The following is a 20,735-nucleotide window of genomic DNA, read 5'->3' on the forward strand; positions in this document are numbered from 1 at the left end:
GCTCCTTGCCGGCCCATCGGAAGGGTCATTTTACGGGGCCAGATTGATGATCGGCTCGTCCAGCCATTCATACGTACTGCTCCAACAAACACGTTGGATGCAGCAAATATTCCGCGAGCCATAAAAAAACCGCCGGTGCGAAGCACGCGGCGGTTTTTAGTCGGTTCAGAACGGCAGATCTTACAGTTTGCCGTAGCTATGCAGCCCCGACAGGAACATGTTCACGCCGAGGAACGCGAAGGTCGTCACCAGCAGGCCGGTCAGCGCCCACCAGGCCGCCACCGCGCCGCGCAGGCCCTTCATCAGGCGCATATGCAGCCACGCCGCGTAGTTCAGCCAGACGATCAGCGCCCACGTCTCCTTCGGGTCCCAGCTCCAGTAGCCGCCCCACGCTTCGGCGGCCCACAGCGCGCCGAGAATCGTCGCGATCGTGAAGAACGCGAAGCCGACGGCGATCGACTTGTACATCACGTCGTCGAGCACGTCGAGCGCCGGCAGGCGATCGGCCAGCACGCCGCGCTCTTTCATCAGATACGCGACGCCGACCATCGCCGACAGCGCGAAACTGCCGTAACCGATGAAGTTCGCCGGCACGTGGATCTTCATCCACCAGCTTTGCAGCGCCGGCACCAGCGGCTGGATCTGCTGCGCGTCGCGCGCGACCGAGTACCACATCAGGAAGCCGACGGCCGCGCCGATCACCAGCAGCACGAATGCGCCGAGCGCGCGGGTGTTGTAGTGCTGCTCGTAGTACAGGTAGAACAGCGCGGTGATCAGGCTGAACAGCACGAACACTTCATACAGGTTCGAGATCGGGATATGGCCGACGTCCGCGCCGATCAGGTACGACTCGTACCAGCGCACCATCAGGCCGACGAAGCCCATCAGCACCGCGGCCCAGGTCATCTTCGAGCCGATTGCGGCGCCGGTCGGCGAACGCGACAGCAGGCCAATCCAGTAGAACACCGTGGCGAATACGAAGAGCGCGCTCATCCACAGAATCGCGGACTGGCTCGACAGGAAATACTTCAGGAAGAACGCGTTATCCGCGCGCGTCAGATCGCCCTGATAGAGCTGGATCGCAAACAGCGACAGCGCGGCGATGCCCACCATCAGCGGGCGCACCGGCTTCCAGCGCCAGCCGAGCACGACGAACACCGGCACGGCGCACACCAGCACCAGTTTGTCGTAGTAGTTCATGAACGGGTGATAGCGCGACAGCGCGAAGCCCGCGCCCGCGACCATCGCGAGGGCGAACAGCCAGTCGGTCATGCCGAGACGCTTCAGGAACGGCCGCTCGTCGAACTGTGCGGCGTTGTGCACCTCGCCAGCGGGCGCTTTCTGGTGCCGCGACGGCGACGAAGAAGAGGATGAAGAAACCTGAGTCAAGTCCATGATCTTACCGGGTCGAATCTTGTGAGCGTGCGGACGGCGCGCCGGCATGGCCGGATTTGTCGGAGGCGCCATCGGCGTGGGATGCATCAATGAGTTTGACGCCCAGCGCGGCGCCTACAGCGTCGCGCGTTTGGACGAACTCTTTTTCGAAATCGAGCGTCTTGCGCGCGCTCGACATCGCCATCACGACATTCGTGCCGTGATCGGTGTCTTTGAGCCAGAACCAGAGGCGCCGTTCGCGAACATAGAACATCGAGAAGATGCCCAGCACGAGGAGCAAGCTGCCAAGATACACGACTTTTTTGCCCGGCGCGCGCGTCAACTGAAATACCGAAGCTTGCACCTGCTTGAAGGAGTCAAGCTGCAAGTAGACCGGCGATCCATACAAAAAGCTGTCAGATATTGCGTTGATCGAGCTTTGAACGAAGCGGCTGGCATCCGCATTGGCCTGTGCGTCGGGCTCGCCGAGCTGTTCGCGCGACAGCTGCCAGAGGTCCCACGTCGAGCCTTCCAGCATGCGCAGCAGCAGGCCCGCGGCCTTTTCCTGTTCACCCTTCGGCACCGAATGGTCGATAAAACCGGCAATCGCCTGGAAACCGCCCACCGTCTGGCCGTTCGGCATCTTGATGCCGCTGTCCGCGCCGGCAAAAAGGGTCAGCACACGCAGCGCGCTTTCTTCCAGATGCTGTTGCAGCTCGGTATTCGAGCCCGGCACCGAACGCAGCGCGAAACGGTGCGCGGCCGCGGCGCGCATAGCCGGATTCTCCAGCGTGGCGCGCAGATTCATCCATTCCTTGACGGTGCCACCGGTGTCGGCGGGAATGCGCAGGTAGCGGAACGGGTCGTCCGGATTCAGGCGCATGCCGGCGAGGAACATGCGCTCGCCGCCCACGTCCACCGGCAGCATGTAGTTGTTGTACTCGCGCGCCTGACCGTCCCTGTCGCGCACCTTGTACTGCACCGACGGTCCGACGTTATGCAGATCCAGCGGCTTCGAGCTCTTCGCGCCGGAGCCGAGGCGCTCGTCGAACGCTTCCTTCAGCGAGCGATGCGCGGCGACGCCGCGGGCATCGTTCTGGCCGCTGCCGTTCGAGACATTTTCGACGTTGATCGCGCGGAAATCCGTGAATTCGACAGTCTGGCCGTCAGCCAGCGGAGAGGCCGTGCTCAACGGCGCGTTGCCGCCGATCGTGCCGCCGAACGGCGCGGTCTTCGCGCTGTTGCCGGTCATCGGGTATGCAGTCATCTGCATCTGCGAGCCGCCGTCCTGGAAGCTCGACTGATAAATCGACACGCCGTCGTATTCGAACGGCTTGTTCACTTCGACTCGCGCCGGCACGCGCGCGCCGGTCTTGTGGTCCACCACGACGATGTCGCTCGCGAACAGCTTCGGCATGCCGGTGGAGTAATAGTCGACGATGAACTTGTTCAGCTCGATCGAGAACGGCAGGTCTTGAATCAACGAGCCGTCCGGCTGGTTCAGGATCGCCGTCGACACATGCTGCCCTTCCGGCACCCACGCATAACCGCGGAAAGTCGGATTCGATTGCGACAGACGATGTTCTGGCGGAATGTCGTTGATCACTGTGTTGCTGCGAATCGGCGACTTGTCGAACAGCCACATTTGCAGCTTGATCGGCAGGTTGCTGTCCAGCAAACCGCCCAGACAGATCACGACGATCGCGAGGTGTGCGGAGATGTAGCCGAACCTGGTCAGCGCGCCGCGCTTGGCGGCGATCAGCGTCGCCCCGTCCGACTCACGCGTGACGAACTTGTAGCCGAGCTTGGTGGAGAGTTTGGCCAGCACCGTTGAGGTCTGCGCGCGCGTGCCGTGCACCGCGAACTCGCCCTTGTGATGAAACGCGCGCAGGCTGCCTTCGCGAACCTTGTCCTTCCAGCTCTTCGCGTCGGCGACCATCTTCGGCGCATTGCGGATCACGCACAGCGATACCGACACCATCAGGAAGCCGAGAATCAGCATGAACCACCACGAGCTGTACACCGTGTACAGGCTCAGCGAGCGGAAGATGTCCGCCCAGAACGGGCCGAACTGATTGACGTAGTTGGGATACGGATCGTCCTGCGTGAGGACGGTGCCGATAATGCTGGCGATCGACAGGATCACGAGCAGCGCGATCGCGAAGCGCATCGAACTCAATACTTCGATGATGCTGCGCACGATGCGATTGCGCGACTTCGACTGCATACCCGACGTGGTGACGCTCATTCATACTCCGACTGAACAGCAAAAAAGGGTGAAGGGCTGTCGTAGGCACGACGCCCCCACCCTTTTCTTGTTTTGTACCGGCCTTATCGGGCCGGTTGCACTTGCGTGCGGACTTCTTAATGCAAGCCCGCGATGTAATCGGCTACAGCCTTGATCTCGCTGTCCGACAGACGCGCTGCAGTTGCATGCATCGCGTCGTTGTTGTTACGCGCGCCCGGACCTTGCGTGAACGCGGTCAGCTGCGCCACCGTGTAATCCGCCCACTGCCCCGACAGACGCGGATACTGCGACGGAATCCCCTGACCGGTCGGCCCGTGGCAGCTCGCACACGCCGGCACACCCTTATCGGCAATCCCACCGCGATAAATCTTCTGACCGAGCGCTACAGTGTCTTTGTTATGCGCGTAGCCTGGCTTCGGCGCCTGCGTGGCGAAATAGGCAGCAACGTTGATCATGTCCTGATCGGACAGCGCCGCGGTCATGCCCGCCATGATCGCATTGTTGCGCGCGGGCTGCCTGGCGCCCGGCTGCGTCTTGAAATCCATGAGCTGCTTGACGAGATACTCGGGATGCTGGCCCGCCAGCTTCGGATACGCGCCGCCGGCACTGTTGCCGTCCGCGCCGTGGCATGACGCACAAACCTGCACCGCGATTGCCTGCCCCCGATTGACGTCCGGTTTTGCCGGATCTGCTGCTGCTCGTGCCTGAATTGCCAAACCTGAAAGACCTGCCGCTACTTGAAGCACCATCAGAGCCTTGCACAGTCGATTCATTCGCACACCCTGTTTCGTCTTGTGGGATTTTAGAGGTTTTGCAAAATACGACGGCGACTGAGTAACCGCTGAGCGCCGCCAAGGCACGCGGGCTGGCCCCCTCAGGTTTTCAGTAAACCGTCGTATTGTACAATAACTCGCTAATCGCTAAGACGCCAGTCGGGCTTGACCCGTCCCCGCTCCGGGTTCCCAGGCGTCTCGAATCCTGGCCTGATCATGTCCTTCCTGCTCCACCAAGCCCGTTTTTTCACGACCGTCAATCACCTGCGTGATTTGCCGGCCACCGCGCAACCTGAGATTGCCTTTGCCGGGCGCTCGAATGCGGGAAAGTCGACGGCCATCAATATTCTGTGCAATCAGAAGCGGCTGGCATTCGCCAGTAAGACGCCAGGGCGCACGCAGCACATCAATTACTTCTCGGTTGGCAAGGCTGACGAGCCGACTGCGCATCTGGTCGACCTGCCGGGCTACGGCTATGCGGAAGTACCGGGCGCGGCCAAGGCCCACTGGGAGGCGCTGCTGTCCACCTACCTGCAATCGCGCTCGCAACTGCGCGGCATGATCCTGATGATGGACTCGCGCCGCCCGCTCACCGATCTGGATCGCCGGATGATCGAGTGGTTCGCGCCGACCGGCAAGCCGATCCACACGCTGCTGACAAAGTGCGACAAATTGACGCGCCAGGAAAGCGTGAACGCATTGCGCGCGACGCAGAAAGGTTTGGTTGAGTATCGTGCCGCCGGCTATCAGGGCGAACTGACCGCCCAGCTGTTCTCGGCGCTCAAGCGCATCGGGCTCGACGAAGCGCACGAGCTGATCGAAGGCTGGCTGATCCCCGGCGCAAAGGACGAAGCGGACCCTGCGCAGTAAGCGCGGCGGCTCCGGATAAACGGGGTGAAAACAGGGCGAAAACGCCGTTTCGGCCGCCCATAAAAAAACCCGCCGCTTTAACGGCGGGTCAAACAGCCTAATCGAAAAACGACAGGCACCCGCTCAGGGAGGAGAAGCGGGGAGGTCAGCGCAAGGCGCCTTGCTCGATCGGTATGATATACCATTGTCTCGAAAAGTTTCCGGGAGCGGAGGCAGGCGGTACTTGTCCACTCCACGACATCCACGATATTCGATTCGATATGAGCCTCTACCCGCACTACCGTCCGCGCCGCATGCGCCGTGACGACTTCTCGCGCCGTCTGATGCGAGAAAACATCCTCACCACCAATGATCTGATCTACCCCGTGTTCATCGTCGAGGGCACCAACCTGCGACAAGCCGTGCCGTCGATGCCGGGCGTCGAGCGTGTGTCGGTCGACCTGCTGATGGGCGTCGCCGAGCAATGCGTCGAACTGGGCGTGCCGGTGCTGTCGCTGTTTCCCGCGATCGAGCCGTCGCTAAAAACGCCTGACGGCCGCGAAGCGACCAACGCCGCGGGTCTGATCCCGCGCGCCGTTCGTGAACTGAAAAAGCATTTCCCCGACCTGGGCGTGCTGACCGACGTCGCGCTCGATCCGTACACGAGCCACGGCCAGGACGGCGTGCTCGACGAAACCGGCTACGTAATCAACGACGAAACCGTCGACATTCTGGTCGAACAGGCCCAGGCACAGGCTGAAGCGGGCGTCGATATCGTCGCGCCCTCGGACATGATGGACGGCCGCATCGGCGCGATCCGCGAGATGCTCGAGAGCGAGGGGCATATCCACACCCGGATCATGGCTTATGCCGCCAAGTTCGCGTCGGCGTTTTACGGCCCGTTCCGCGATGCCGTCGGTTCCGCGACGAATCTCGGCAAGGGCAACAAGATGACCTACCAGATGGACCCGGCCAACTCGAATGAAGCGCTGCGCGAAGTGCAGGCGGATATCGACGAAGGCGCCGACATGGTGATGGTCAAGCCGGGCATGCCGTATCTGGACATCGTGCGTCGCGTGAAGGACGAATTCCAGTTCCCGACTTACGTGTACCAGGTGAGCGGTGAATACGCGATGCTGAAAGCGGCGGCGCAGAATGGCTGGCTCGACCACGACAAGGCGATGATGGAATCGCTGCTGGCGTTCAAGCGGGCCGGCGCGGACGGCGTGCTGACCTATTTCGCATTGGACGCCGCGCGGATTTTGAGGTCGCAGAAGTAAGCTGATGCGCCGCCTTTCCGGGCGTTGTTAGCGTGACGAAAAACGGAGGTGGACTTTTGAGTCGCGCCTCCGTTTTTTTATGTGGGCAGGACCGTGCCGCGAGTCGTGTCCGGTCGCGGCTTAGGATTCGCTAGTCGGCTTCAACCGCGATCGCTTTCCGCACGACATTCACCTGCAGCCGCTGTGTTTCGCGCTCGATTTCCAGCTTCACTGTCGTCTGCGGCTGGCCTCGGATCAGACCGGTGATCTGTTCCAGCGACATCGTGGCGGTGGATTGGCCGTCGATCGTCAGGATCCGGTCGCCGCGTTTCAAGCCAGCGAGTTGTGCCCGCGCGCCAGGAATCACCGCGCACACGACCGCAAGTCGCTTTTTTCGGCTACGCCCCGGGCACGATTGCGCGATCGAGGCTGCGCAAGAATTTGTCCGCGGACTCATATCCGACGACACGCAGCACTTCCTTGCCGCCATGATCGAAGAAGATGATACCGGGTGGCCCGAACAGACCGAAACGCTTGAGCAGCGTTTGGTCGTCCGTATTGTTAACGGTGACGTCCGCGCGCAGCAGGTTCATCTGCTTCAACCTGGCTTGGACGCGCGGGTCGCTGAAGGTGAATTTCTCCATCTCTTTGCAGCTCACGCACCAGTCCGCGTAGAAATCGAGCATGGCGGGCTGCGCAGCCGTTTTGACGGCCTGGTCGAGTTCGGTGGAGGAACGAACCGGGGCGAACGTGAGATCGCTTTGTGGCGGCGCACTCGGCGTCTTGGAGGCGTTCGCTACGCTCGCATCCCCGCCGCGGGCTGCCAACACGGCAAGCGGACGCAACGGATCTGACGATCCAGCGGCCAGGCCCACCAGCAGCACAGCGGCCCAGATTGCCAGCGCCGCACCGATACCCCGGCCGAGCCGGCGCCACACGGAAGCACCCTCGGCAAGCGAGGAAAACACGCCGAGCGCCGCCGCGGCGACCAGCAACCATAGCGCGCTCAGCAGCATCGTCGCAGTGGCGCCGAGCACGGGCCACACGATCCACAACGCCGCGGCGAGCAGCACGACGCCGAAGAACACCTTCACGCCGTCCATCCACGCGCCCGCGCGGGGCAATAAGGTGCCAGCGCCAAGGCCGATGATCAGAAGCGGCACGCCGAGCCCGAGTCCCATCGAGAACAGCGCGGCGCCGCCAAGCAGCGCGTCGCCCGTGTGCGCAATGAACGCTAGAATGGCGAAGAGCGGCGCCGTCATGCAGGCCCCGACCACCAGCGCGGACAGCGCGCCCATCGCGGCCACCGCGGCGAACTTGCCGCCTGAGCGCCCGGCCGACGCACGCGACACGCCGTCCTGCCAGCGCTGCGGCAACGCGATATCGAACCCCGCAATCAGGGTCAGCGCGAAAATCGTCAGCAATACGCCAAACGCACCCAGCACCCACGGGTTTTGCAGCCACGCGCCGAGACTCTGCCCGATCACCGCGGCAGCTATGCCAAGCGCCGTGTAGACCAGCGCCATGCCGATCACATACGCCAGCGACAACGCAAACCCGCGAGCACGCGTCACCCGGGCACCTTCGCCGATAATGATCGCCGACAGGATCGGAATCATCGGATACGAGCACGGCAGCAAACTGAGCACGGCGCCGGCCACAAAATAGAGCCCGATGATCGCGAAGAAGCCGCCGCCTTGCAGCAACGACTGCGCGTAGTCAGCGTTGGTGGCGCGTTCATACCACGGTGTGTCGGCAGCTACGGATTGCTGGGTGGCGGCTGCCGCGCCGACGCTGCCTGCCGGCTGCAATGCCGCGCCGCTCACGTGGTAGACGCGCTCCATCGGCGGATAGCAGATGCCCGCGTCCGCGCAACCCTGCGACGTAACCGCGAGGTCGAACGGCCCTTGCGCCTGCTTGACGGGGATGCGGATCGTCAACTCATTGCGGTACGTCTCGACGTTCTTGTTGAAGGTCTGGTCGAACTTCACATGTCCGGCTGGCAATTGCGGCTCGACAATCGTCGTCGTGCCGTTGCGGGTCGCGAACACAAACCGCTCGCGGTACATGTAATAGCCGTCCGCGATCTTGTAAGTGACGTCGACTTCGCCCGGTTTCTCGGTCGCGCTGAATTTGAAGGCCACGGCGGGGTCAAGGAAATCGTCCGCAGCACGGGCAAGTGTGCCGAACTGGGCGAGGATCAGGCAACCAAACAGGAAAAAGACAGTGCGCAGTGCATTGCGCGCGCGTCGGTCGAGACCGTTAAACATGGAGAGAGCGTTGGGTTTCAGCAGTGATCCACTGGCCGTACGCGGTCGATGCCGTCGCTTGCCATGAGAGGATTTCCGGCGTGTCGTAGGGATGGTGCGCCTGAATGTACTGCTCGAGTTCCAGCGCGCGTACAGCGCTCGTCTTGAACAGCAACTGGATCTCCTGCGCAGTTTCGATCGTGCCCTGCCAGTGATAGCTGGACTGCACCGCGCCCAACTGTGTGACGCAGGCGCATAGCCGCGCAGCCAGCGCCCCTGCCGCGAGCTTCTGAGCAGCGGCGGCATCCGGCAGCGTCGTCAGAATCAAGGTCACAATCGCGCTCACAGAAGGCTCCGGCCAGGCACGGTTCAGGTGCCGTTATCGTATCACCAAGCCTTGCGGTACCGCAGGCCCGCCCGCTGGTCGCCTGCGGCATTTGGCCACCATGCTTGGCCGGCCACAGCGACACCCGACGCCACAAACAAAAAAGCCAGGCTCAAAGCCTGGCTTTTTTGTCGATGCTAAAAAGCTTACTCAGCTTCTTGCACTTCAGTTTCTTCGACTTCCGGACGGTCGAGCAATTCGACCAGTGCCATCGGTGCGTTGTCGCCGACGCGGAAGCCGAACTTCAGAACGCGCAGGTAGCCGCCCGGACGGGTCGCGTAACGCGGGCCCAGCACTTCGAACAGCTTCGTGACCGAGTCACGATCGCGCAGGCGGTTGAACGCCAGACGACGATTTGCCAGTGACGGCTTCTTGCCGAGCGTGATCAGCGGCTCGACGACTTTACGGAGTTCTTTCGCCTTCGGCAGCGTGGTCTTGATGACTTCGTGCTCGATCAGCGAGTTGGACATGTTACGGAGCATTGCCAGACGGTGGCTGCTCGTGCGGTTCAGTTTCCGCAGACCATGACGGTGACGCATGTTAATTCCTTTGATTCAAAGTTTTGGTCCAGCTCTTCTATCGCGCTCGATCACCCGAAAGGTGTGAGCGCACGGGCCGGTAGTGAAAAAAGACAAGACGCGGATTTTAAAGGAAAATCCGCGTCTTTGCCAGTGCAGCGGCGGGTTCTGTCCCGGGATTACTTGTCGAGACCAGCCGGCGGCCAGTTTTCGAGCTTCATGCCGAGCGTCAAACCACGCGACGCCAATACTTCCTTGATTTCGTTCAACGACTTGCGACCCAGATTCGGGGTCTTGAGCAGTTCGTTTTCCGTGCGCTGGATCAGGTCGCCGATGTAGTAGATATTCTCGGCCTTCAGGCAGTTCGCGGAGCGAACCGTCAGTTCGAGATCATCGACCGGACGCAGCAGGATCGGATCGATCTGCGGCGCACGCGACGGCGCTTCAGCCGCTGCTTCAGTGCCTTCCAGAGCAGCGAACACCGACAGCTGATCGACCAGAATGCGCGCCGATTGACGGATCGCTTCTTCAGGCGAGATCACACCGTTGGTTTCGATGTTCATCACGAGCTTGTCGAGGTCGGTACGCTGTTCGACACGCGCGCTTTCCACGGCATAACTCACGCGGCGAACCGGCGAGAACGACGCGTCCAGCACGATACGGCCGATGATCTTGGCCGACTCTTCGCCGTAACGACGCACGTTGCCCGGCACATAACCACGGCCCTTTTCGACCTTGATCTGCACGTCGAGCTTGCCGCCCTTCGACAGGTGCGCAATCACGTGATCCGGGTTGATCACTTCGCAATCGTGCGCGAGTTCGATGTCGCCAGCGGTGACAACGCCTTCGCCTTCCTTGCGCAGCGTAACCGTCACTTCGTCACGGTTATGCAGCTTGAACACCACGCCCTTCAGGTTCAACAACAGGTTGACCACATCCTCTTGCACACCGTCGAGCGTCGAGTATTCATGTACGACGCCTGCGATCGTCACTTCGGTCGGCGCGTAGCCGATCATCGACGACAGCAGCACGCGCCGGAGCGCGTTACCCAAGGTGTGGCCGTAACCGCGTTCAAACGGTTCCATGACCACTTTCGCGTGGCTCTCACCAAGCGATTCAACTGCGATGATCTTGGGCTTCAACAAACTGGTTTGCATAGGTTTTCCTTTTCAATACCCTCGGCTCGTTACACCGATAAGGCTGACCGGTAACAACCTGAAAATAAACAGCCGAGACGCCCCCTTGCGCAACGCAATCGGGGTGCCCCGGCCGTTAATCCGATTACCGCGAATACAATTCGACGATCAGGCTTTCGTTGATATCGCCAGCGATGTCGCTGCGTTCCGGCTTTTGCTTGAACGTGCCTTCGAACTTCTTCGAATCGACAGCGACCCAGCTCGGCAGACCGCCTTGCTCAGCCAGAGACAGCGCTTCGAGAATGCGCGCTTGCTTCTTCTTTTGTTCGCGCACTGCGACGACGTCACCTGCCTTCACTTGCATCGACGGGATGTTCGATACGACGCCGTTCACCACGATCGCCTTGTGGCTCACGAGTTGACGTGCTTCAGCGCGCGTCGAGCCGAAACCCATGCGATACACGACGTTGTCCAGACGCGATTCGAGCAATTGCAGCAGGTTTTCACCCGTGTTGCCCTTCAGGCGGTCGGCTTCAGCGAAGTAACGGCGGAATTGACGCTCGAGCACGCCGTAGATGCGCTTCACTTTTTGCTTTTCGCGCAGCTGCGTGCCGTAATCGGACGTACGTGCGCCCGAGGTGCGGCCGTGCTGGCCGGGCTTGCTGTCAAGCTTGCACTTGTCAGCGAGCGAACGACGGGCGCTCTTCAGGAAGAGGTCAGTGCCTTCACGGCGGGACAGCTTGGCCTTAGGGCCGATATAACGTGCCACGTTGATTCCTTCGTTGATTGATCACGCGAACTCTCGTCCGCGCTAGTCCGAACCCTTTGGGTCGAACGGTGGGCTTAGTCAATTCATCAAAGCGCAAGCAGCCCGTCGTCGCCGGTTTCCAAACCCCGGCGGCAACAGGCGCTAGCCAAAACAGCGTCTTAGATACGACGACGCTTCGGCGGACGGCAGCCGTTGTGCGGGACCGGGGTCACGTCGGAGATCGCGGTGATCTTGATACCAAGACCATGCAACGCGCGCACCGCGGACTCACGGCCAGGACCGGGGCCCTTGATCCGCACTTCGAGGTTCTTCACGCCGTATTCCATCGCCACGCGGCCAGCCGATTCGGCTGCCACCTGAGCTGCAAACGGCGTCGACTTACGCGAGCCCTTGAAGCCCTGACCACCCGACGTTGCCCAAGCAAGCGCATTGCCTTGACGATCGGTGATCGTGATGATGGTGTTGTTGAACGACGCGTGAACGTGAACCACGCCCTCGGCGACGTTCTTCTTGACCTTCTTGCGAACGCGTTGCGCCGCGGAGTTGTTCGAAGCCTTAGCCATTACGTTTTCCTGTAACTGTCAGTTCCGCTTACTTCTTCAGCGATTGCGCTGCACGACGCGGACCCTTGCGCGTACGGGCATTCGTACGCGTGCGTTGGCCACGCAGGGGCAAGCCCTTGCGGTGACGCACGCCACGGTAGCAGCCGAGATCCATCAGGCGCTTGATGTTCATCGTCGTTTCACGGCGCAGATCGCCTTCAACGATGAACTTGCCGACTTCTTCACGCAGCTTTTCGAGGTCTGCGTCGTTCAGGTCCTTGACCTTCTTCGAAAATGCCACACCAGCAGCGACGCAAATGTCGCGCGAGCGCGTGCGGCCGATACCGTAAATTGCCGTCAGGCCGATTTCGGTATGCTGGTGATTCGGGATGTTAACCCCTGCGATACGAGCCATTGTTTTTCCTCAAACAAAAAGCGCAAGCAAAAGCGCGGCGTTCAGCCTTGACGCTGTTTGTGGCGCGGATCAGAGCTGCAAATCACGCGCACAACGCCTTTGCGCTTGATGATCTTGCAATTGCGGCAAATGCGCTTAACCGATGCCATCACTTTCATGATATTACCCTTTTTTCAAATCACTTCGCCCGGAACACGATCCGCGCACGCGACAGATCGTAAGGCGTCAATTCAACCGTCACCTTGTCGCCCGGCAAGATTCGGATGTAGTGCATCCGCATCTTGCCGGATATGTGTCCCAATACGACATGGCCGTTTTCCAGCTTCACCCTAAAGGTAGCGTTAGGCAGGTTTTCGATGACTTCACCCTGCATCTGGATAACATCGTCTTTGGCCATAAGTCCTTTCAACGCATCGGGACGCCGCCGCCTTTGAAATTAGCTTTCTTCAGCAGCGATTCATACTGTTGCGACATAACGTACGACTGCACCTGCGCCATGAAATCCATTGTGACGACGACAATGATCAGCAGCGACGTTCCACCAAAATAAAACGGCACGTTCCAGCGCAGCACCAGAAACTCGGGCAGCAGACAAACAAACACGATGTAGATCGCACCGGCCAGCGTCAGACGCGTGAGGATGCGGTCGATATATCGCGCCGTTTGATCGCCCGGGCGGATGCCTGGGACGAAAGCGCCACTCTTTTTCAGGTTGTCGGCCGTTTCTCTGCTGTTGAACACCAACGCAGTGTAGAAGAAACAGAAGAAAACGATCGCCAACGCGTACAGCAACACGTACACGGGTTGACCGGGCTTAAGGGCTTCGGCCACGTTGTGCAACGTGTCTGCGAACCAGCTGGTACGCGACCCAGAACTAAACCAGTTCAGGATGGTTGCCGGGAAGAGAATGATCGACGATGCAAAGATCGGCGGAATCACGCCCGACATGTTCAGCTTCAGCGGCAGATGCGAAGACTGTCCGCCATAAATCTTGTTACCGACTTGCCGCTTGGCGTAGTTCACAAGAATCTTGCGCTGGCCGCGTTCGATGAACACCACCAGATACGTCACTGCAGCAATCAGCGCGACGACGATAATCGCGGATATCGGGCTCATCGAACCGGTTTGCACCAGCGAGACAAGACCACCGATCGCATTCGGGAAACCCGCTGCAATCCCGCCGAAAATAATGATCGAGATACCGTTGCCAAGCCCGCGTTCCGTAATCTGCTCACCCAGCCACATCAGGAACATCGTGCCGGTCACCAGCGTCACGACCGTCGTCAACCGAAACACCATCCCCGGATCGATCACCAGAGCCGGCTGATTTTCCAGGGCGACGGCGATACCGAATGCCTGGAACGTCGCCAGCAGGACCGTAAAGATACGCGTGTACTGCGTAATCTTCCGTTGACCCGCCTGCCCTTCCTTTTTCAGCGCTTCCAGCTGCGGCGAGACAATCGCCAGCAACTGCATGATGATCGACGCCGAAATATACGGCATGATCCCCAGCGCAAAAATCGTGAACCGCGAAAGTGCGCCACCCGAGAACATGTTGAACATGCCAAGGATGCCGCCCGACTGGCTTTGGAACAGCTTTGCCAGTTGGTCCGGGTCAATACCCGGCACCGGAATGTGCGCGCCGATACGGTAGACGATCAACGCCAGCAGCAGGAACACTGCCCGCCGACGCAGATCGCCAAACTTCGCCGCGCTGCGACCGGGTTTTGCGAGACTCGGGCTGTTAGCCAAGTACCTTCTCCGATGCAAATGCTAGTGACGGCAAATAACTTGCGCGTTACTCGGCAAAAGAGCCGCCGGCTGCTTCAATAGCAGCGCGCGCACCCTTCGTCGCACCCAGACCCTTCACAACGATCTTGCGCTTCAGCTCGCCCGTCGCGATGATCTTGGCGCTCTTGATCAGTTCACCGACCAGGCCGGCTTGCTTCAGAGCCAACAGATCGATTTCATCGACCGGCAGCTTTTCCAGATCAGAGAGACGCACTTCTCCGACGAATTCCTTCGTCAGCGAGGTGAAGCCACGCTTCGGCAGGCGACGTTGCAGCGGCATTTGACCGCCTTCGAAGCCAACCTTGTGAAAGCCGCCCGAACGCGACTTCTGACCCTTGTGACCACGGCCAGCAGTCTTGCCCAGACCGGAGCCGATACCGCGGCCGACGCGACGCTTAGCGTGCTTCGAACCTTCAGCCGGCTTCAGGTTATTCAATTCCATTATCAACTCCTTGAGTCCTGGTCAGCCGCTTAGCTGATGACCTTAACGAGGTACGAAACCTTGTTGATCATGCCGCGCACAGCCGGCGTGTCCTGCAACTCGCTAACCGAGTTGAGTCGGCGCAGACCCAAGCCACGCACCGTTGCACGGTGCGTTTCACGGGTGCCGATCAGGCTCTTGACGAGCTGGACCTTGACAGTTTTATCAGACATGGTGTCCACCTTTAGCCCAGAATATCTTCGACGGACTTGCCACGCTTCGCCGCGATGTCACCCGGCGTGGACTGCTTGCGCAGCCCGTCGAGCGTTGCACGAACGAGGTTGTACGGGTTCGTCGAACCGTGGCTCTTGGCCACAACGTTCTGCACGCCCATCACGTCGAACACTGCGCGCATCGGGCCGCCAGCGATCACACCGGTACCGTCCTTCGCCGGAGCGAGGAGGACCATCGATGCGCCGTGCTTACCGTGCACTTCGTGCTGCAGGGTACCGTTCTTAAGCGGCACCTTGAACATGTTGCGGCGAGCCTGTTCCATCGCCTTCTGAACAGCGACCGGCACTTCCTTCGCCTTGCCCTTGCCCATACCGACGCGGCCATCACCGTCGCCAACCACGGTCAGTGCGGCGAAACCGAGAATCCGGCCACCCTTCACAACCTTGGTCACGCGGTTGACCGAAATCATTTTTTCACGAAGGCCGTCGTCGCGTTCGTCAGCCTGAACTTTCGCTTGCATCTTTGCCATGACGAATTCTTCCCTTAGAACTTGAGTCCGGCTTCGCGTGCCGCATCAGCCAGCGCTTTCACGCGGCCGTGGTAACGGAAACCAGAACGGTCGAAGGCGACGGATTCGATGCCGGCAGCCTTAGCCTTTTCTGCAATGCGCTTACCGATCAGGGTCGCAGCAGCGACGTTGCCGCCCTTGCCTGTCTGATCAGCCAGTTGCGCACGCACTTCGGCTTCGAGCGTCGACGCGCTGGCGAGCACCTTGGTGCCGCACGGCGAGAACACTTGCGCATAGATGTGCGTGTTCGTGCGATGCACGGCGAGACGCGCGACCTGCAGCTCAGCGATCTTGATACGCGTCTGACGAGCGCGGCGCAGGCGAGATTGAGTCTTATCCATGATTGCGCACCCTTACTTCTTCTTCGTTTCTTTGAGGATCACAACCTCGTTGGCGTAGCGCACACCCTTGCCCTTGTAGGGCTCCGGCGGGCGATAGCCGCGCACTTCTGCAGCGACTTGGCCAACTTGTTGCTTATTGATCCCCTTGATCACGATTTCGGTTTGCGTCGGGGTTTCAGCCTTGACGCCTTCCGGCATCTGGTGCACCACAGGGTGCGAGAAACCCAGCGACAGGTTCAGCTTGTCGCCTTGCGCCTGCGCGCGGTAACCGACGCCAACCAGCGTCAGCTTGCGCTCGAAACCCTTCGTCACGCCGTTCACCATGTTCGCAACCAGTGCGCGCATCGTGCCCGACATCGCATTCGCTTCGCGGCTTTCGTCAACCGGCTCGAACTTCAGCGTGCCGTTGTCGTTCACCACCTTCACGAGGCTGTTCGCAGCCTGCGAAATCGTACCCAGCGGGCCCTTGACGGTAATGCGTTCGTCGCTCAGGGCCACTTCTGCGCCTTGCAGCGCGATCGGGCTTTTACCTACTCGAGACATGTTTCTCTCCTTTCGGCCTTAAGCGACGTAGCAGATGACTTCGCCGCCAACGCCCGTTGCACGCGCCTTGCGGTCCGTCATCACGCCCTTCGGCGTCGACACGATTGCCACGCCGAGACCATTCATGACCACGGGGATGTCGTTACGGCCGCGGTACACACGCAGACCAGGCTTCGAGACGCGTTCAATGCGCTCGATAACCGGACGGCCAGCGTAGTACTTCAACACGATGTTCAATTCAGACTTCGCACCTTCGGACTTCACTGCGAAATCATCGATATAGCCTTCGTCCTTCAGGACCTGCGCAATCGCAACCTTGACTTTCGACGAGGGCATTGTCACCGAAACTTTCTCGACCATCTGCGCGTTGCGGATGCGAGTCAGCATATCGGCGATAGGATCACTCATGCTCATTTACGTTTCTCCTATTACCAGCTCGCCTTGGTCAGGCCAGGGATCTCGCCGCGGAACGCGATTTCGCGAATCTTGTTACGCGCCAGCCCGAATTTACGGAACGTACCGCGCGGACGACCGGTAATTGCGCAACGATTGCGCTTACGGGTCGGGTTAGAGTTGCGCGGCAGTTGTTGCAGTTCCAGACGTGCTGCGTAATGCTCTTCGTCCGTCTTGCTCATATCGCCAATGATCGCCTTCAACTCGGTACGCTTGGGAGCGTACTTAGCAGCGAGGCGAGCACGCTTCTTTTCACGTTCGATCAGTGCCAGTTTAGCCACGGTAACCTCAGTTTCTGAACGGGAACTTGAAGCTGGCGAGCAGAGCCTTTGCTTCGTCGTCGGTCTTCGCAGTCGTCGTGATGCTGATGTTCAGCCCACGCAGTGCGTCGATCTTGTCGTAGTCGATTTCGGGGAAAATGATCTGCTCTTTCACACCGATGTTGTAGTTGCCGCGACCATCGAACGCACGACCCGACACGCCACGGAAGTCACGCACACGGGGGAGCGCAACCGTCACGAAACGGTCCAGAAATTCGTACATTGCCTGACCACGCAACGTGACCATTGCACCGATCGGATAGCCCTGACGGATCTTGAAGCCAGCGATTGCCTTGCGTGCCTTCGTGATCACCGGCTTCTGGCCTGCGATCTTCGTCAGGTCGCCAACGGCGTTTTCGATGATCTTCTTGTCAGCAACCGCTTCGCCAAGGCCCATGTTCAGGGTGATCTTGGTGATGCGCGGCACTTCCATCACGGACTTGTAACCGAACTTCTCGATGAGGCCGGGTACAACCTTTTCTTTGTAAAACTCTTGCAAACGAGCCATTTTTTTACTCCGCTGCGTCAGGCGCTCAGCTCGGCACCGGTCGTCTTAAGGAAACGGACTTTCTTGTCTCCTTCGACCTTGATGCCTACACGCGACGCCTTGCCATTCGCGTCGACCAATGCGACGTTCGAAATTTGCAGCGGCATCGTCTTGGCTTCCACACCGCCCGTCGTACCCTTCATCGGGTTCGGCTTGACGTGTTTCTTGACGAGGTTAATGCCCTCGACAATCACTTTGCCTTCGCCAACGGACAGCACGATGCCGCGCTTGCCCTTATCTTTGCCGGTGATGACGATAACTTCGTCACCTTTGCGAATCTTGTTCATCGCGACTCCTTACAGCACTTCAGGTGCCAACGAAACGATCTTCATGAATCGTTCGCTGCGCAACTCGCGCGTGACAGGCCCGAAAATACGGGTGCCAATAGGTTCGAGCTTGGCATTCAACAACACTGCGGCATTGCCATCGAACTTGATCAGCGAGCCGTCCTGACGGCGCACGCCCTTGGCGGTACGAACCACCACGGCGTTATAAATTTCGCCTTTCTTCACGCGCCCGCGCGGCGTTGCTTCTTTGACGGTCACCTTGATGATGTCGCCAATGCTGGCATAACGACGCTTCGAGCCGCCGAGCACCTTGATGCACATGACTTCACGCGCACCCGTGTTGTCGGCCACTTCAAGCCGAGTTTCGGTCTGGATCATGGTTTATCTTTCCCAACTTAATCCGGCCACACCACCATGGCGTACCCGGTCAGTCTTGGTCCCGTCAGCCAATCGGCTGCTTGGGTTAGAACAGCAGCGACGGCAAACGAAACCCGCCATCGCAATCCGGTGAATCCTTCGGAACAGACTGGCGCCTGCACCGCTTCCCCCACCAACTTCGCCCGCGACGGGGCTCCCATAAAAGAGGGAAGACCGAGATTATAACTGATAATCTCGGTCTTGCAAGCGAAACTTACTGCGATTTCAATTACTTCTACAACTTTGCGGCGTCAGATGACGCGAGCAGCCTCGACCAGGCGAGCCACAACCCAAGCTTTCGTCTTCGAAATCGGACGCGTTTCCTGGATTTCAACGAGGTCACCCTCGTTGTACGTGTTCGCATCGTCGTGCGCGTGGTACTTCTTCGAACGCACAACGTACTTGCCGTAGATCGGGTGCTTCACGCGATGCTCAACCAGCACGGTGACCGTCTTGTCCATCTTGTTGCTGACGACCTTGCCGACCAGCGTCCGCTTGAGCGAGGTTTTTACGCTATCGTTCATTTCTGGTTCGCCTTCTCAGTCAGGACGGTCCGCACACGTGCGATGTCGCGACGAACCTTCTTCAGCTGGCTCGTGTTCGTGAGCTGCTGGGTCGCGAGTTGCATGCGCAGGCCGAATTGCGCCTTCAACAGGTCCGACAGCTCCTTGTTGAGCGCGGCCTGATCTTTCTGGTGAAGTTCGGAAGCCTTCATCATTTGCTCCTTAGGCGCCGAGCTGACGCACGATAAACGTCGTCTTGAGCGGCAGCTTAGCTGCGGCCAGACGGAACGCTTCGCGTGCCAGCTCTTCGGTTACGCCATCCATTTCGTACAGCATCTTGCCCGGTTGAATCTCTGCGACGTAGTACTCAGGGTTACCTTTACCGTTACCCATACGTACTTCGGCCGGCTTGTGCGAGATCGGCTTGTCCGGGAAGATGCGGATCCAGATGCGGCCACCACGCTTGATGTGACGCGTCATTGCACGACGTGCCGCTTCAATCTGGCGCGCGGTCAAGCGACCACGACCGATAGCCTTCAGGCCGAACTCACCGAACGACACCGCGTTGCCGCGGGTAGCGATACCGGTGTTACGACCCTTCTGCTCTTTGCGATACTTTCTGCGTTTCGGTTGCAGCATCGTTATTCTCCAGTCTTCCCGTCGCCGCCGGCACCGCCAGCACGACGAGGAGCGCCACGGCGTGCACCTGCCGGGCCACCACCTTCACCATCGCGACGCGGACGGCGATCGCCACCCGGACGTGCGTTGCGGCGCGGACGCTTTTCTTCGGCGACTTCTTCAACCACCGGTGCGTCGTTACGGCCGAGCGTGTCGCCCTTGTAGACCCACACCTTCACGCCGATGATGCCGTACGTCGTCTTCGCTTCCGAAGTTGCGTAGTCGATATCAGCACGCAGCGTATGAAGGGGCACGCGACCTTCGCGATACCATTCCGTACGAGCGATTTCGATACCGTTCAGGCGGCCTGCGCTCATGATCTTGATGCCTTGAGCACCCAGACGCATTGCGTTTTGCATCGCACGCTTCATCGCGCGGCGGAACATAATCCGGCGCTCGAGCTGTTGCGTGATCGAATCCGCGATCAGTTGCGCATCGGTTTCCGGCTTGCGGATTTCTTCGATGTTGACGTGGACCGGAACGCCCATGCGGCGTTGCAGTTCCGACTTCAGCAGCTCGATATCCTCGCCCTTCTTACCGATGACCACACCCGGACGCGAGCTATAAATCGTGATGCGCGCGTTTTTCGCCGGGCGCTCGATAACGACGCGACCAACCGAAGCGTTTTTCAGCTTCTTCTTCAGGTATTCACGAACACCGATGTCTTCCTGCAACATCGCCGCGAAATTGTTGTTGTTCGCGTACCAACGCGACGCCCAATTGCGGCTGACGGCCAAACGGAAGCCAGTCGGATGAATTTTCTGTCCCATCGTATGACCCCTTAATTCCCGACCGTCACAGTGATGTGACAGGATTGCTTCTCGATGCGGTTACCACGGCCTTTAGCGCGCGCAGTAAAACGCTTGAGCGATGCAGCCTTGTCGATGTAGATGCTCGTGATCTTGAGCTCATCGATATCGGCGCCTTCGTTATGCTCCGCATTCGCGATCGCCGACAGCACGACCTTTTTCACGATTCCCGCAGCCTTCTTCGGCGAGAACGTCAGAACGTTCAGCGCCTTGTCGACCGGCAAACCGCGGATCTGGTCAGCCACAAGGCGCGTTTTCTGCGCCGAGATGCGGGCACCGCGATGAATTGCTTTCACTTCCATCATG

General features: G+C 59.7%; 31 protein-coding genes. 2 read left to right on the top strand and 29 right to left on the bottom strand.

Features of this window, described 5'->3' with window-relative positions; translation table 11 throughout:
* Window positions 1-180: 180 nt before the first annotated feature.
* The 3 genes from ccsB to AC3WOG_RS19110 form a co-directional block, all read right to left on the bottom strand.
* Window positions 181-1,395 (bottom strand): c-type cytochrome biogenesis protein CcsB, encoded by a 1,215-nt coding sequence (gene ccsB, locus AC3WOG_RS19100; RefSeq protein ID WP_492579397.1) that lies wholly within the window; start codon window positions 1,393-1,395, stop codon window positions 181-183.
* Between the two features lie 4 nt (window positions 1,396-1,399).
* Window positions 1,400-3,622, bottom strand: a complete 2,223-nt coding sequence (locus AC3WOG_RS19105) for a cytochrome c biogenesis protein ResB (RefSeq protein ID WP_492579398.1) — start codon at window positions 3,620-3,622, stop codon at window positions 1,400-1,402.
* 116 nt (window positions 3,623-3,738) lie between these two features.
* Entirely contained in the window at window positions 3,739-4,395 is a 657-nt protein-coding gene (locus AC3WOG_RS19110; RefSeq protein ID WP_492579399.1) for a c-type cytochrome, read from the bottom strand.
* 216 nt (window positions 4,396-4,611) lie between these two features.
* Between AC3WOG_RS19110 and yihA the strand changes: the two genes are divergently transcribed.
* Together yihA and hemB are read left to right on the top strand one after the other, a co-directional pair.
* The gene (gene yihA, locus AC3WOG_RS19115) at window positions 4,612-5,265 is read left to right on the top strand and encodes a ribosome biogenesis GTP-binding protein YihA/YsxC (protein ID WP_492579400.1); all 654 of its coding nucleotides are present in this window, start codon (window positions 4,612-4,614) and stop codon (window positions 5,263-5,265) included.
* A 260-nt stretch (window positions 5,266-5,525) separates the two neighbouring features.
* Window positions 5,526-6,524, top strand: coding sequence for a porphobilinogen synthase (gene hemB, locus AC3WOG_RS19120; RefSeq protein ID WP_492579401.1), 999 nt, complete (start codon window positions 5,526-5,528; stop codon window positions 6,522-6,524).
* Between the two features lie 130 nt (window positions 6,525-6,654).
* Here the strand turns inward: hemB and AC3WOG_RS19125 are convergent, their stop codons facing one another.
* From AC3WOG_RS19125 to rplV, 26 genes are all read right to left on the bottom strand, one after another.
* Entirely contained in the window at window positions 6,655-6,993 is a 339-nt protein-coding gene (locus AC3WOG_RS19125; RefSeq protein ID WP_492579402.1) for a PDZ domain-containing protein, read from the bottom strand.
* Window positions 6,902-8,773 carry a protein-disulfide reductase DsbD gene (dsbD, locus tag AC3WOG_RS19130; protein ID WP_492579403.1) on the bottom strand — a complete coding sequence of 624 codons (1,872 nt, stop codon included), beginning with the start codon at window positions 8,771-8,773 and terminating at the stop codon, window positions 6,902-6,904. Before dsbD ends, AC3WOG_RS19125 begins: the two co-directional genes overlap by 92 nt.
* Window positions 8,766-9,098 (bottom strand): divalent-cation tolerance protein CutA, encoded by a 333-nt coding sequence (gene cutA, locus AC3WOG_RS19135; RefSeq protein ID WP_492579404.1) that lies wholly within the window; start codon window positions 9,096-9,098, stop codon window positions 8,766-8,768. The genes dsbD and cutA overlap by 8 nt, the downstream gene beginning before the upstream one ends.
* 185 nt (window positions 9,099-9,283) lie before the next feature.
* Window positions 9,284-9,676: a 50S ribosomal protein L17 gene (gene rplQ / locus AC3WOG_RS19140; protein ID WP_008923330.1), complete on the bottom strand. Its 393-nt coding sequence runs from the start codon at window positions 9,674-9,676 to the stop codon at window positions 9,284-9,286.
* A gap of 158 nt (window positions 9,677-9,834) precedes the next feature.
* Window positions 9,835-10,812, bottom strand: a complete 978-nt coding sequence (locus tag AC3WOG_RS19145; RefSeq protein ID WP_027199071.1) for a DNA-directed RNA polymerase subunit alpha — start codon at window positions 10,810-10,812, stop codon at window positions 9,835-9,837.
* A 124-nt stretch (window positions 10,813-10,936) separates the two neighbouring features.
* On the bottom strand, window positions 10,937-11,560 hold the full coding sequence (gene rpsD, locus AC3WOG_RS19150; RefSeq protein ID WP_341314099.1) for a 30S ribosomal protein S4: 624 nt from the start codon (window positions 11,558-11,560) through the stop codon (window positions 10,937-10,939).
* Between the two features lie 158 nt (window positions 11,561-11,718).
* Window positions 11,719-12,123 (bottom strand): 30S ribosomal protein S11, encoded by a 405-nt coding sequence (gene rpsK / locus AC3WOG_RS19155; protein WP_006052224.1) that lies wholly within the window; start codon window positions 12,121-12,123, stop codon window positions 11,719-11,721.
* A 28-nt stretch (window positions 12,124-12,151) separates the two neighbouring features.
* A complete protein-coding gene (gene rpsM, locus AC3WOG_RS19160; protein WP_006052223.1) occupies window positions 12,152-12,517 on the bottom strand; it encodes a 30S ribosomal protein S13 in 366 nt (121 codons plus the stop codon).
* A gap of 41 nt (window positions 12,518-12,558) precedes the next feature.
* Window positions 12,559-12,675: a 50S ribosomal protein L36 gene (rpmJ, locus tag AC3WOG_RS19165; RefSeq protein ID WP_004199844.1), complete on the bottom strand. Its 117-nt coding sequence runs from the start codon at window positions 12,673-12,675 to the stop codon at window positions 12,559-12,561.
* A gap of 20 nt (window positions 12,676-12,695) precedes the next feature.
* Window positions 12,696-12,914: a translation initiation factor IF-1 gene (infA, locus tag AC3WOG_RS19170; RefSeq protein ID WP_004521905.1), complete on the bottom strand. Its 219-nt coding sequence runs from the start codon at window positions 12,912-12,914 to the stop codon at window positions 12,696-12,698.
* Between the two features lie 8 nt (window positions 12,915-12,922).
* On the bottom strand, window positions 12,923-14,269 hold the full coding sequence (secY, locus tag AC3WOG_RS19175) for a preprotein translocase subunit SecY (protein ID WP_492579417.1): 1,347 nt from the start codon (window positions 14,267-14,269) through the stop codon (window positions 12,923-12,925).
* Window positions 14,270-14,315: 46 nt separating this feature from the next.
* Window positions 14,316-14,750, bottom strand: a complete 435-nt coding sequence (gene rplO, locus AC3WOG_RS19180; RefSeq protein WP_074301421.1) for a 50S ribosomal protein L15 — start codon at window positions 14,748-14,750, stop codon at window positions 14,316-14,318.
* 29 nt (window positions 14,751-14,779) lie between these two features.
* Complete coding sequence (gene rpmD, locus AC3WOG_RS19185) at window positions 14,780-14,962, bottom strand: 50S ribosomal protein L30 (protein WP_007180126.1); 183 nt, start codon at window positions 14,960-14,962, stop codon at window positions 14,780-14,782.
* Window positions 14,963-14,973: 11 nt separating this feature from the next.
* On the bottom strand, window positions 14,974-15,492 hold the full coding sequence (rpsE, locus tag AC3WOG_RS19190) for a 30S ribosomal protein S5 (protein ID WP_006052219.1): 519 nt from the start codon (window positions 15,490-15,492) through the stop codon (window positions 14,974-14,976).
* A gap of 14 nt (window positions 15,493-15,506) precedes the next feature.
* Window positions 15,507-15,872, bottom strand: coding sequence for a 50S ribosomal protein L18 (rplR, locus tag AC3WOG_RS19195; protein ID WP_006052218.1), 366 nt, complete (start codon window positions 15,870-15,872; stop codon window positions 15,507-15,509).
* Window positions 15,873-15,884: 12 nt separating this feature from the next.
* Window positions 15,885-16,415: a 50S ribosomal protein L6 gene (gene rplF / locus AC3WOG_RS19200; protein WP_028199570.1), complete on the bottom strand. Its 531-nt coding sequence runs from the start codon at window positions 16,413-16,415 to the stop codon at window positions 15,885-15,887.
* An 18-nt stretch (window positions 16,416-16,433) separates the two neighbouring features.
* Entirely contained in the window at window positions 16,434-16,829 is a 396-nt protein-coding gene (rpsH, locus tag AC3WOG_RS19205) for a 30S ribosomal protein S8 (protein ID WP_006052216.1), read from the bottom strand.
* A 14-nt stretch (window positions 16,830-16,843) separates the two neighbouring features.
* On the bottom strand, window positions 16,844-17,149 hold the full coding sequence (gene rpsN, locus AC3WOG_RS19210) for a 30S ribosomal protein S14 (protein WP_492579418.1): 306 nt from the start codon (window positions 17,147-17,149) through the stop codon (window positions 16,844-16,846).
* 7 nt (window positions 17,150-17,156) lie between these two features.
* A complete protein-coding gene (gene rplE, locus AC3WOG_RS19215; protein ID WP_006052214.1) occupies window positions 17,157-17,696 on the bottom strand; it encodes a 50S ribosomal protein L5 in 540 nt (179 codons plus the stop codon).
* 17 nt (window positions 17,697-17,713) lie between these two features.
* Window positions 17,714-18,022 carry a 50S ribosomal protein L24 gene (rplX, locus tag AC3WOG_RS19220; protein WP_115109799.1) on the bottom strand — a complete coding sequence of 103 codons (309 nt, stop codon included), beginning with the start codon at window positions 18,020-18,022 and terminating at the stop codon, window positions 17,714-17,716.
* 9 nt (window positions 18,023-18,031) lie between these two features.
* On the bottom strand, window positions 18,032-18,400 hold the full coding sequence (gene rplN, locus AC3WOG_RS19225) for a 50S ribosomal protein L14 (protein ID WP_006052212.1): 369 nt from the start codon (window positions 18,398-18,400) through the stop codon (window positions 18,032-18,034).
* A 290-nt stretch (window positions 18,401-18,690) separates the two neighbouring features.
* Entirely contained in the window at window positions 18,691-18,963 is a 273-nt protein-coding gene (gene rpsQ / locus AC3WOG_RS19230; protein ID WP_007180129.1) for a 30S ribosomal protein S17, read from the bottom strand.
* Complete coding sequence (rpmC, locus tag AC3WOG_RS19235) at window positions 18,960-19,154, bottom strand: 50S ribosomal protein L29 (protein WP_007180130.1); 195 nt, start codon at window positions 19,152-19,154, stop codon at window positions 18,960-18,962. Before rpmC ends, rpsQ begins: the two co-directional genes overlap by 4 nt.
* 10 nt (window positions 19,155-19,164) lie before the next feature.
* Window positions 19,165-19,581: a 50S ribosomal protein L16 gene (rplP, locus tag AC3WOG_RS19240; RefSeq protein ID WP_007180131.1), complete on the bottom strand. Its 417-nt coding sequence runs from the start codon at window positions 19,579-19,581 to the stop codon at window positions 19,165-19,167.
* A 2-nt stretch (window positions 19,582-19,583) separates the two neighbouring features.
* Entirely contained in the window at window positions 19,584-20,390 is an 807-nt protein-coding gene (gene rpsC / locus AC3WOG_RS19245) for a 30S ribosomal protein S3 (protein ID WP_020070582.1), read from the bottom strand.
* Window positions 20,391-20,401: 11 nt separating this feature from the next.
* On the bottom strand, window positions 20,402-20,734 hold the full coding sequence (gene rplV, locus AC3WOG_RS19250; RefSeq protein ID WP_007180133.1) for a 50S ribosomal protein L22: 333 nt from the start codon (window positions 20,732-20,734) through the stop codon (window positions 20,402-20,404).
* Between the last annotated feature and the right edge of the window lies 1 nt (window position 20,735).

The sequence above is a fragment of the Paraburkholderia sp. FW306-02-B genome, assembly GCF_058782725.1.

Coding starts and splice junctions, on each gene's coding strand:
- hemB (WP_492579401.1), top strand. CDS start 5,526: ATGAGCCTCTACCCGCACTACCGTCCGCGCCGCATGCGCCGTGACGAC.
- rplF (WP_028199570.1), bottom strand. CDS start 16,415: ATGTCTCGAGTAGGTAAAAGCCCGATCGCGCTGCAAGGCGCAGAAGTG.
- rplP (WP_007180131.1), bottom strand. CDS start 19,581: ATGCTGCAACCGAAACGCAGAAAGTATCGCAAAGAGCAGAAGGGTCGT.
- ccsB (WP_492579397.1), bottom strand. CDS start 1,395: ATGGACTTGACTCAGGTTTCTTCATCCTCTTCTTCGTCGCCGTCGCGG.
- rplN (WP_006052212.1), bottom strand. CDS start 18,400: ATGATCCAGACCGAAACTCGGCTTGAAGTGGCCGACAACACGGGTGCG.
- rpsH (WP_006052216.1), bottom strand. CDS start 16,829: ATGAGCATGAGTGATCCTATCGCCGATATGCTGACTCGCATCCGCAAC.
- AC3WOG_RS19145 (WP_027199071.1), bottom strand. CDS start 10,812: ATGCAAACCAGTTTGTTGAAGCCCAAGATCATCGCAGTTGAATCGCTT.
- AC3WOG_RS19110 (WP_492579399.1), bottom strand. CDS start 4,395: ATGAATCGACTGTGCAAGGCTCTGATGGTGCTTCAAGTAGCGGCAGGT.
- rplO (WP_074301421.1), bottom strand. CDS start 14,750: ATGGAATTGAATAACCTGAAGCCGGCTGAAGGTTCGAAGCACGCTAAG.
- rplR (WP_006052218.1), bottom strand. CDS start 15,872: ATGGATAAGACTCAATCTCGCCTGCGCCGCGCTCGTCAGACGCGTATC.
- rpsE (WP_006052219.1), bottom strand. CDS start 15,492: ATGGCAAAGATGCAAGCGAAAGTTCAGGCTGACGAACGCGACGACGGC.
- rplX (WP_115109799.1), bottom strand. CDS start 18,022: ATGAACAAGATTCGCAAAGGTGACGAAGTTATCGTCATCACCGGCAAA.
- rpsQ (WP_007180129.1), bottom strand. CDS start 18,963: ATGAACGATAGCGTAAAAACCTCGCTCAAGCGGACGCTGGTCGGCAAG.
- rpsK (WP_006052224.1), bottom strand. CDS start 12,123: ATGGCTAAGGCTTCGAACAACTCCGCGGCGCAACGCGTTCGCAAGAAG.
- rplQ (WP_008923330.1), bottom strand. CDS start 9,676: ATGCGTCACCGTCATGGTCTGCGGAAACTGAACCGCACGAGCAGCCAC.
- rpsM (WP_006052223.1), bottom strand. CDS start 12,517: ATGGCTCGTATCGCAGGGGTTAACATCCCGAATCACCAGCATACCGAA.
- dsbD (WP_492579403.1), bottom strand. CDS start 8,773: ATGTTTAACGGTCTCGACCGACGCGCGCGCAATGCACTGCGCACTGTC.
- yihA (WP_492579400.1), top strand. CDS start 4,612: ATGTCCTTCCTGCTCCACCAAGCCCGTTTTTTCACGACCGTCAATCAC.
- AC3WOG_RS19105 (WP_492579398.1), bottom strand. CDS start 3,622: ATGAGCGTCACCACGTCGGGTATGCAGTCGAAGTCGCGCAATCGCATC.
- AC3WOG_RS19125 (WP_492579402.1), bottom strand. CDS start 6,993: ATGGCGGCAAGGAAGTGCTGCGTGTCGTCGGATATGAGTCCGCGGACA.
- rpmC (WP_007180130.1), bottom strand. CDS start 19,154: ATGAAGGCTTCCGAACTTCACCAGAAAGATCAGGCCGCGCTCAACAAG.
- rpsC (WP_020070582.1), bottom strand. CDS start 20,390: ATGGGACAGAAAATTCATCCGACTGGCTTCCGTTTGGCCGTCAGCCGC.
- infA (WP_004521905.1), bottom strand. CDS start 12,914: ATGGCCAAAGACGATGTTATCCAGATGCAGGGTGAAGTCATCGAAAAC.
- rplV (WP_007180133.1), bottom strand. CDS start 20,734: ATGATGGAAGTGAAAGCAATTCATCGCGGTGCCCGCATCTCGGCGCAG.
- rplE (WP_006052214.1), bottom strand. CDS start 17,696: ATGGCTCGTTTGCAAGAGTTTTACAAAGAAAAGGTTGTACCCGGCCTC.
- rpmJ (WP_004199844.1), bottom strand. CDS start 12,675: ATGAAAGTGATGGCATCGGTTAAGCGCATTTGCCGCAATTGCAAGATC.
- rpmD (WP_007180126.1), bottom strand. CDS start 14,962: ATGTCTGATAAAACTGTCAAGGTCCAGCTCGTCAAGAGCCTGATCGGC.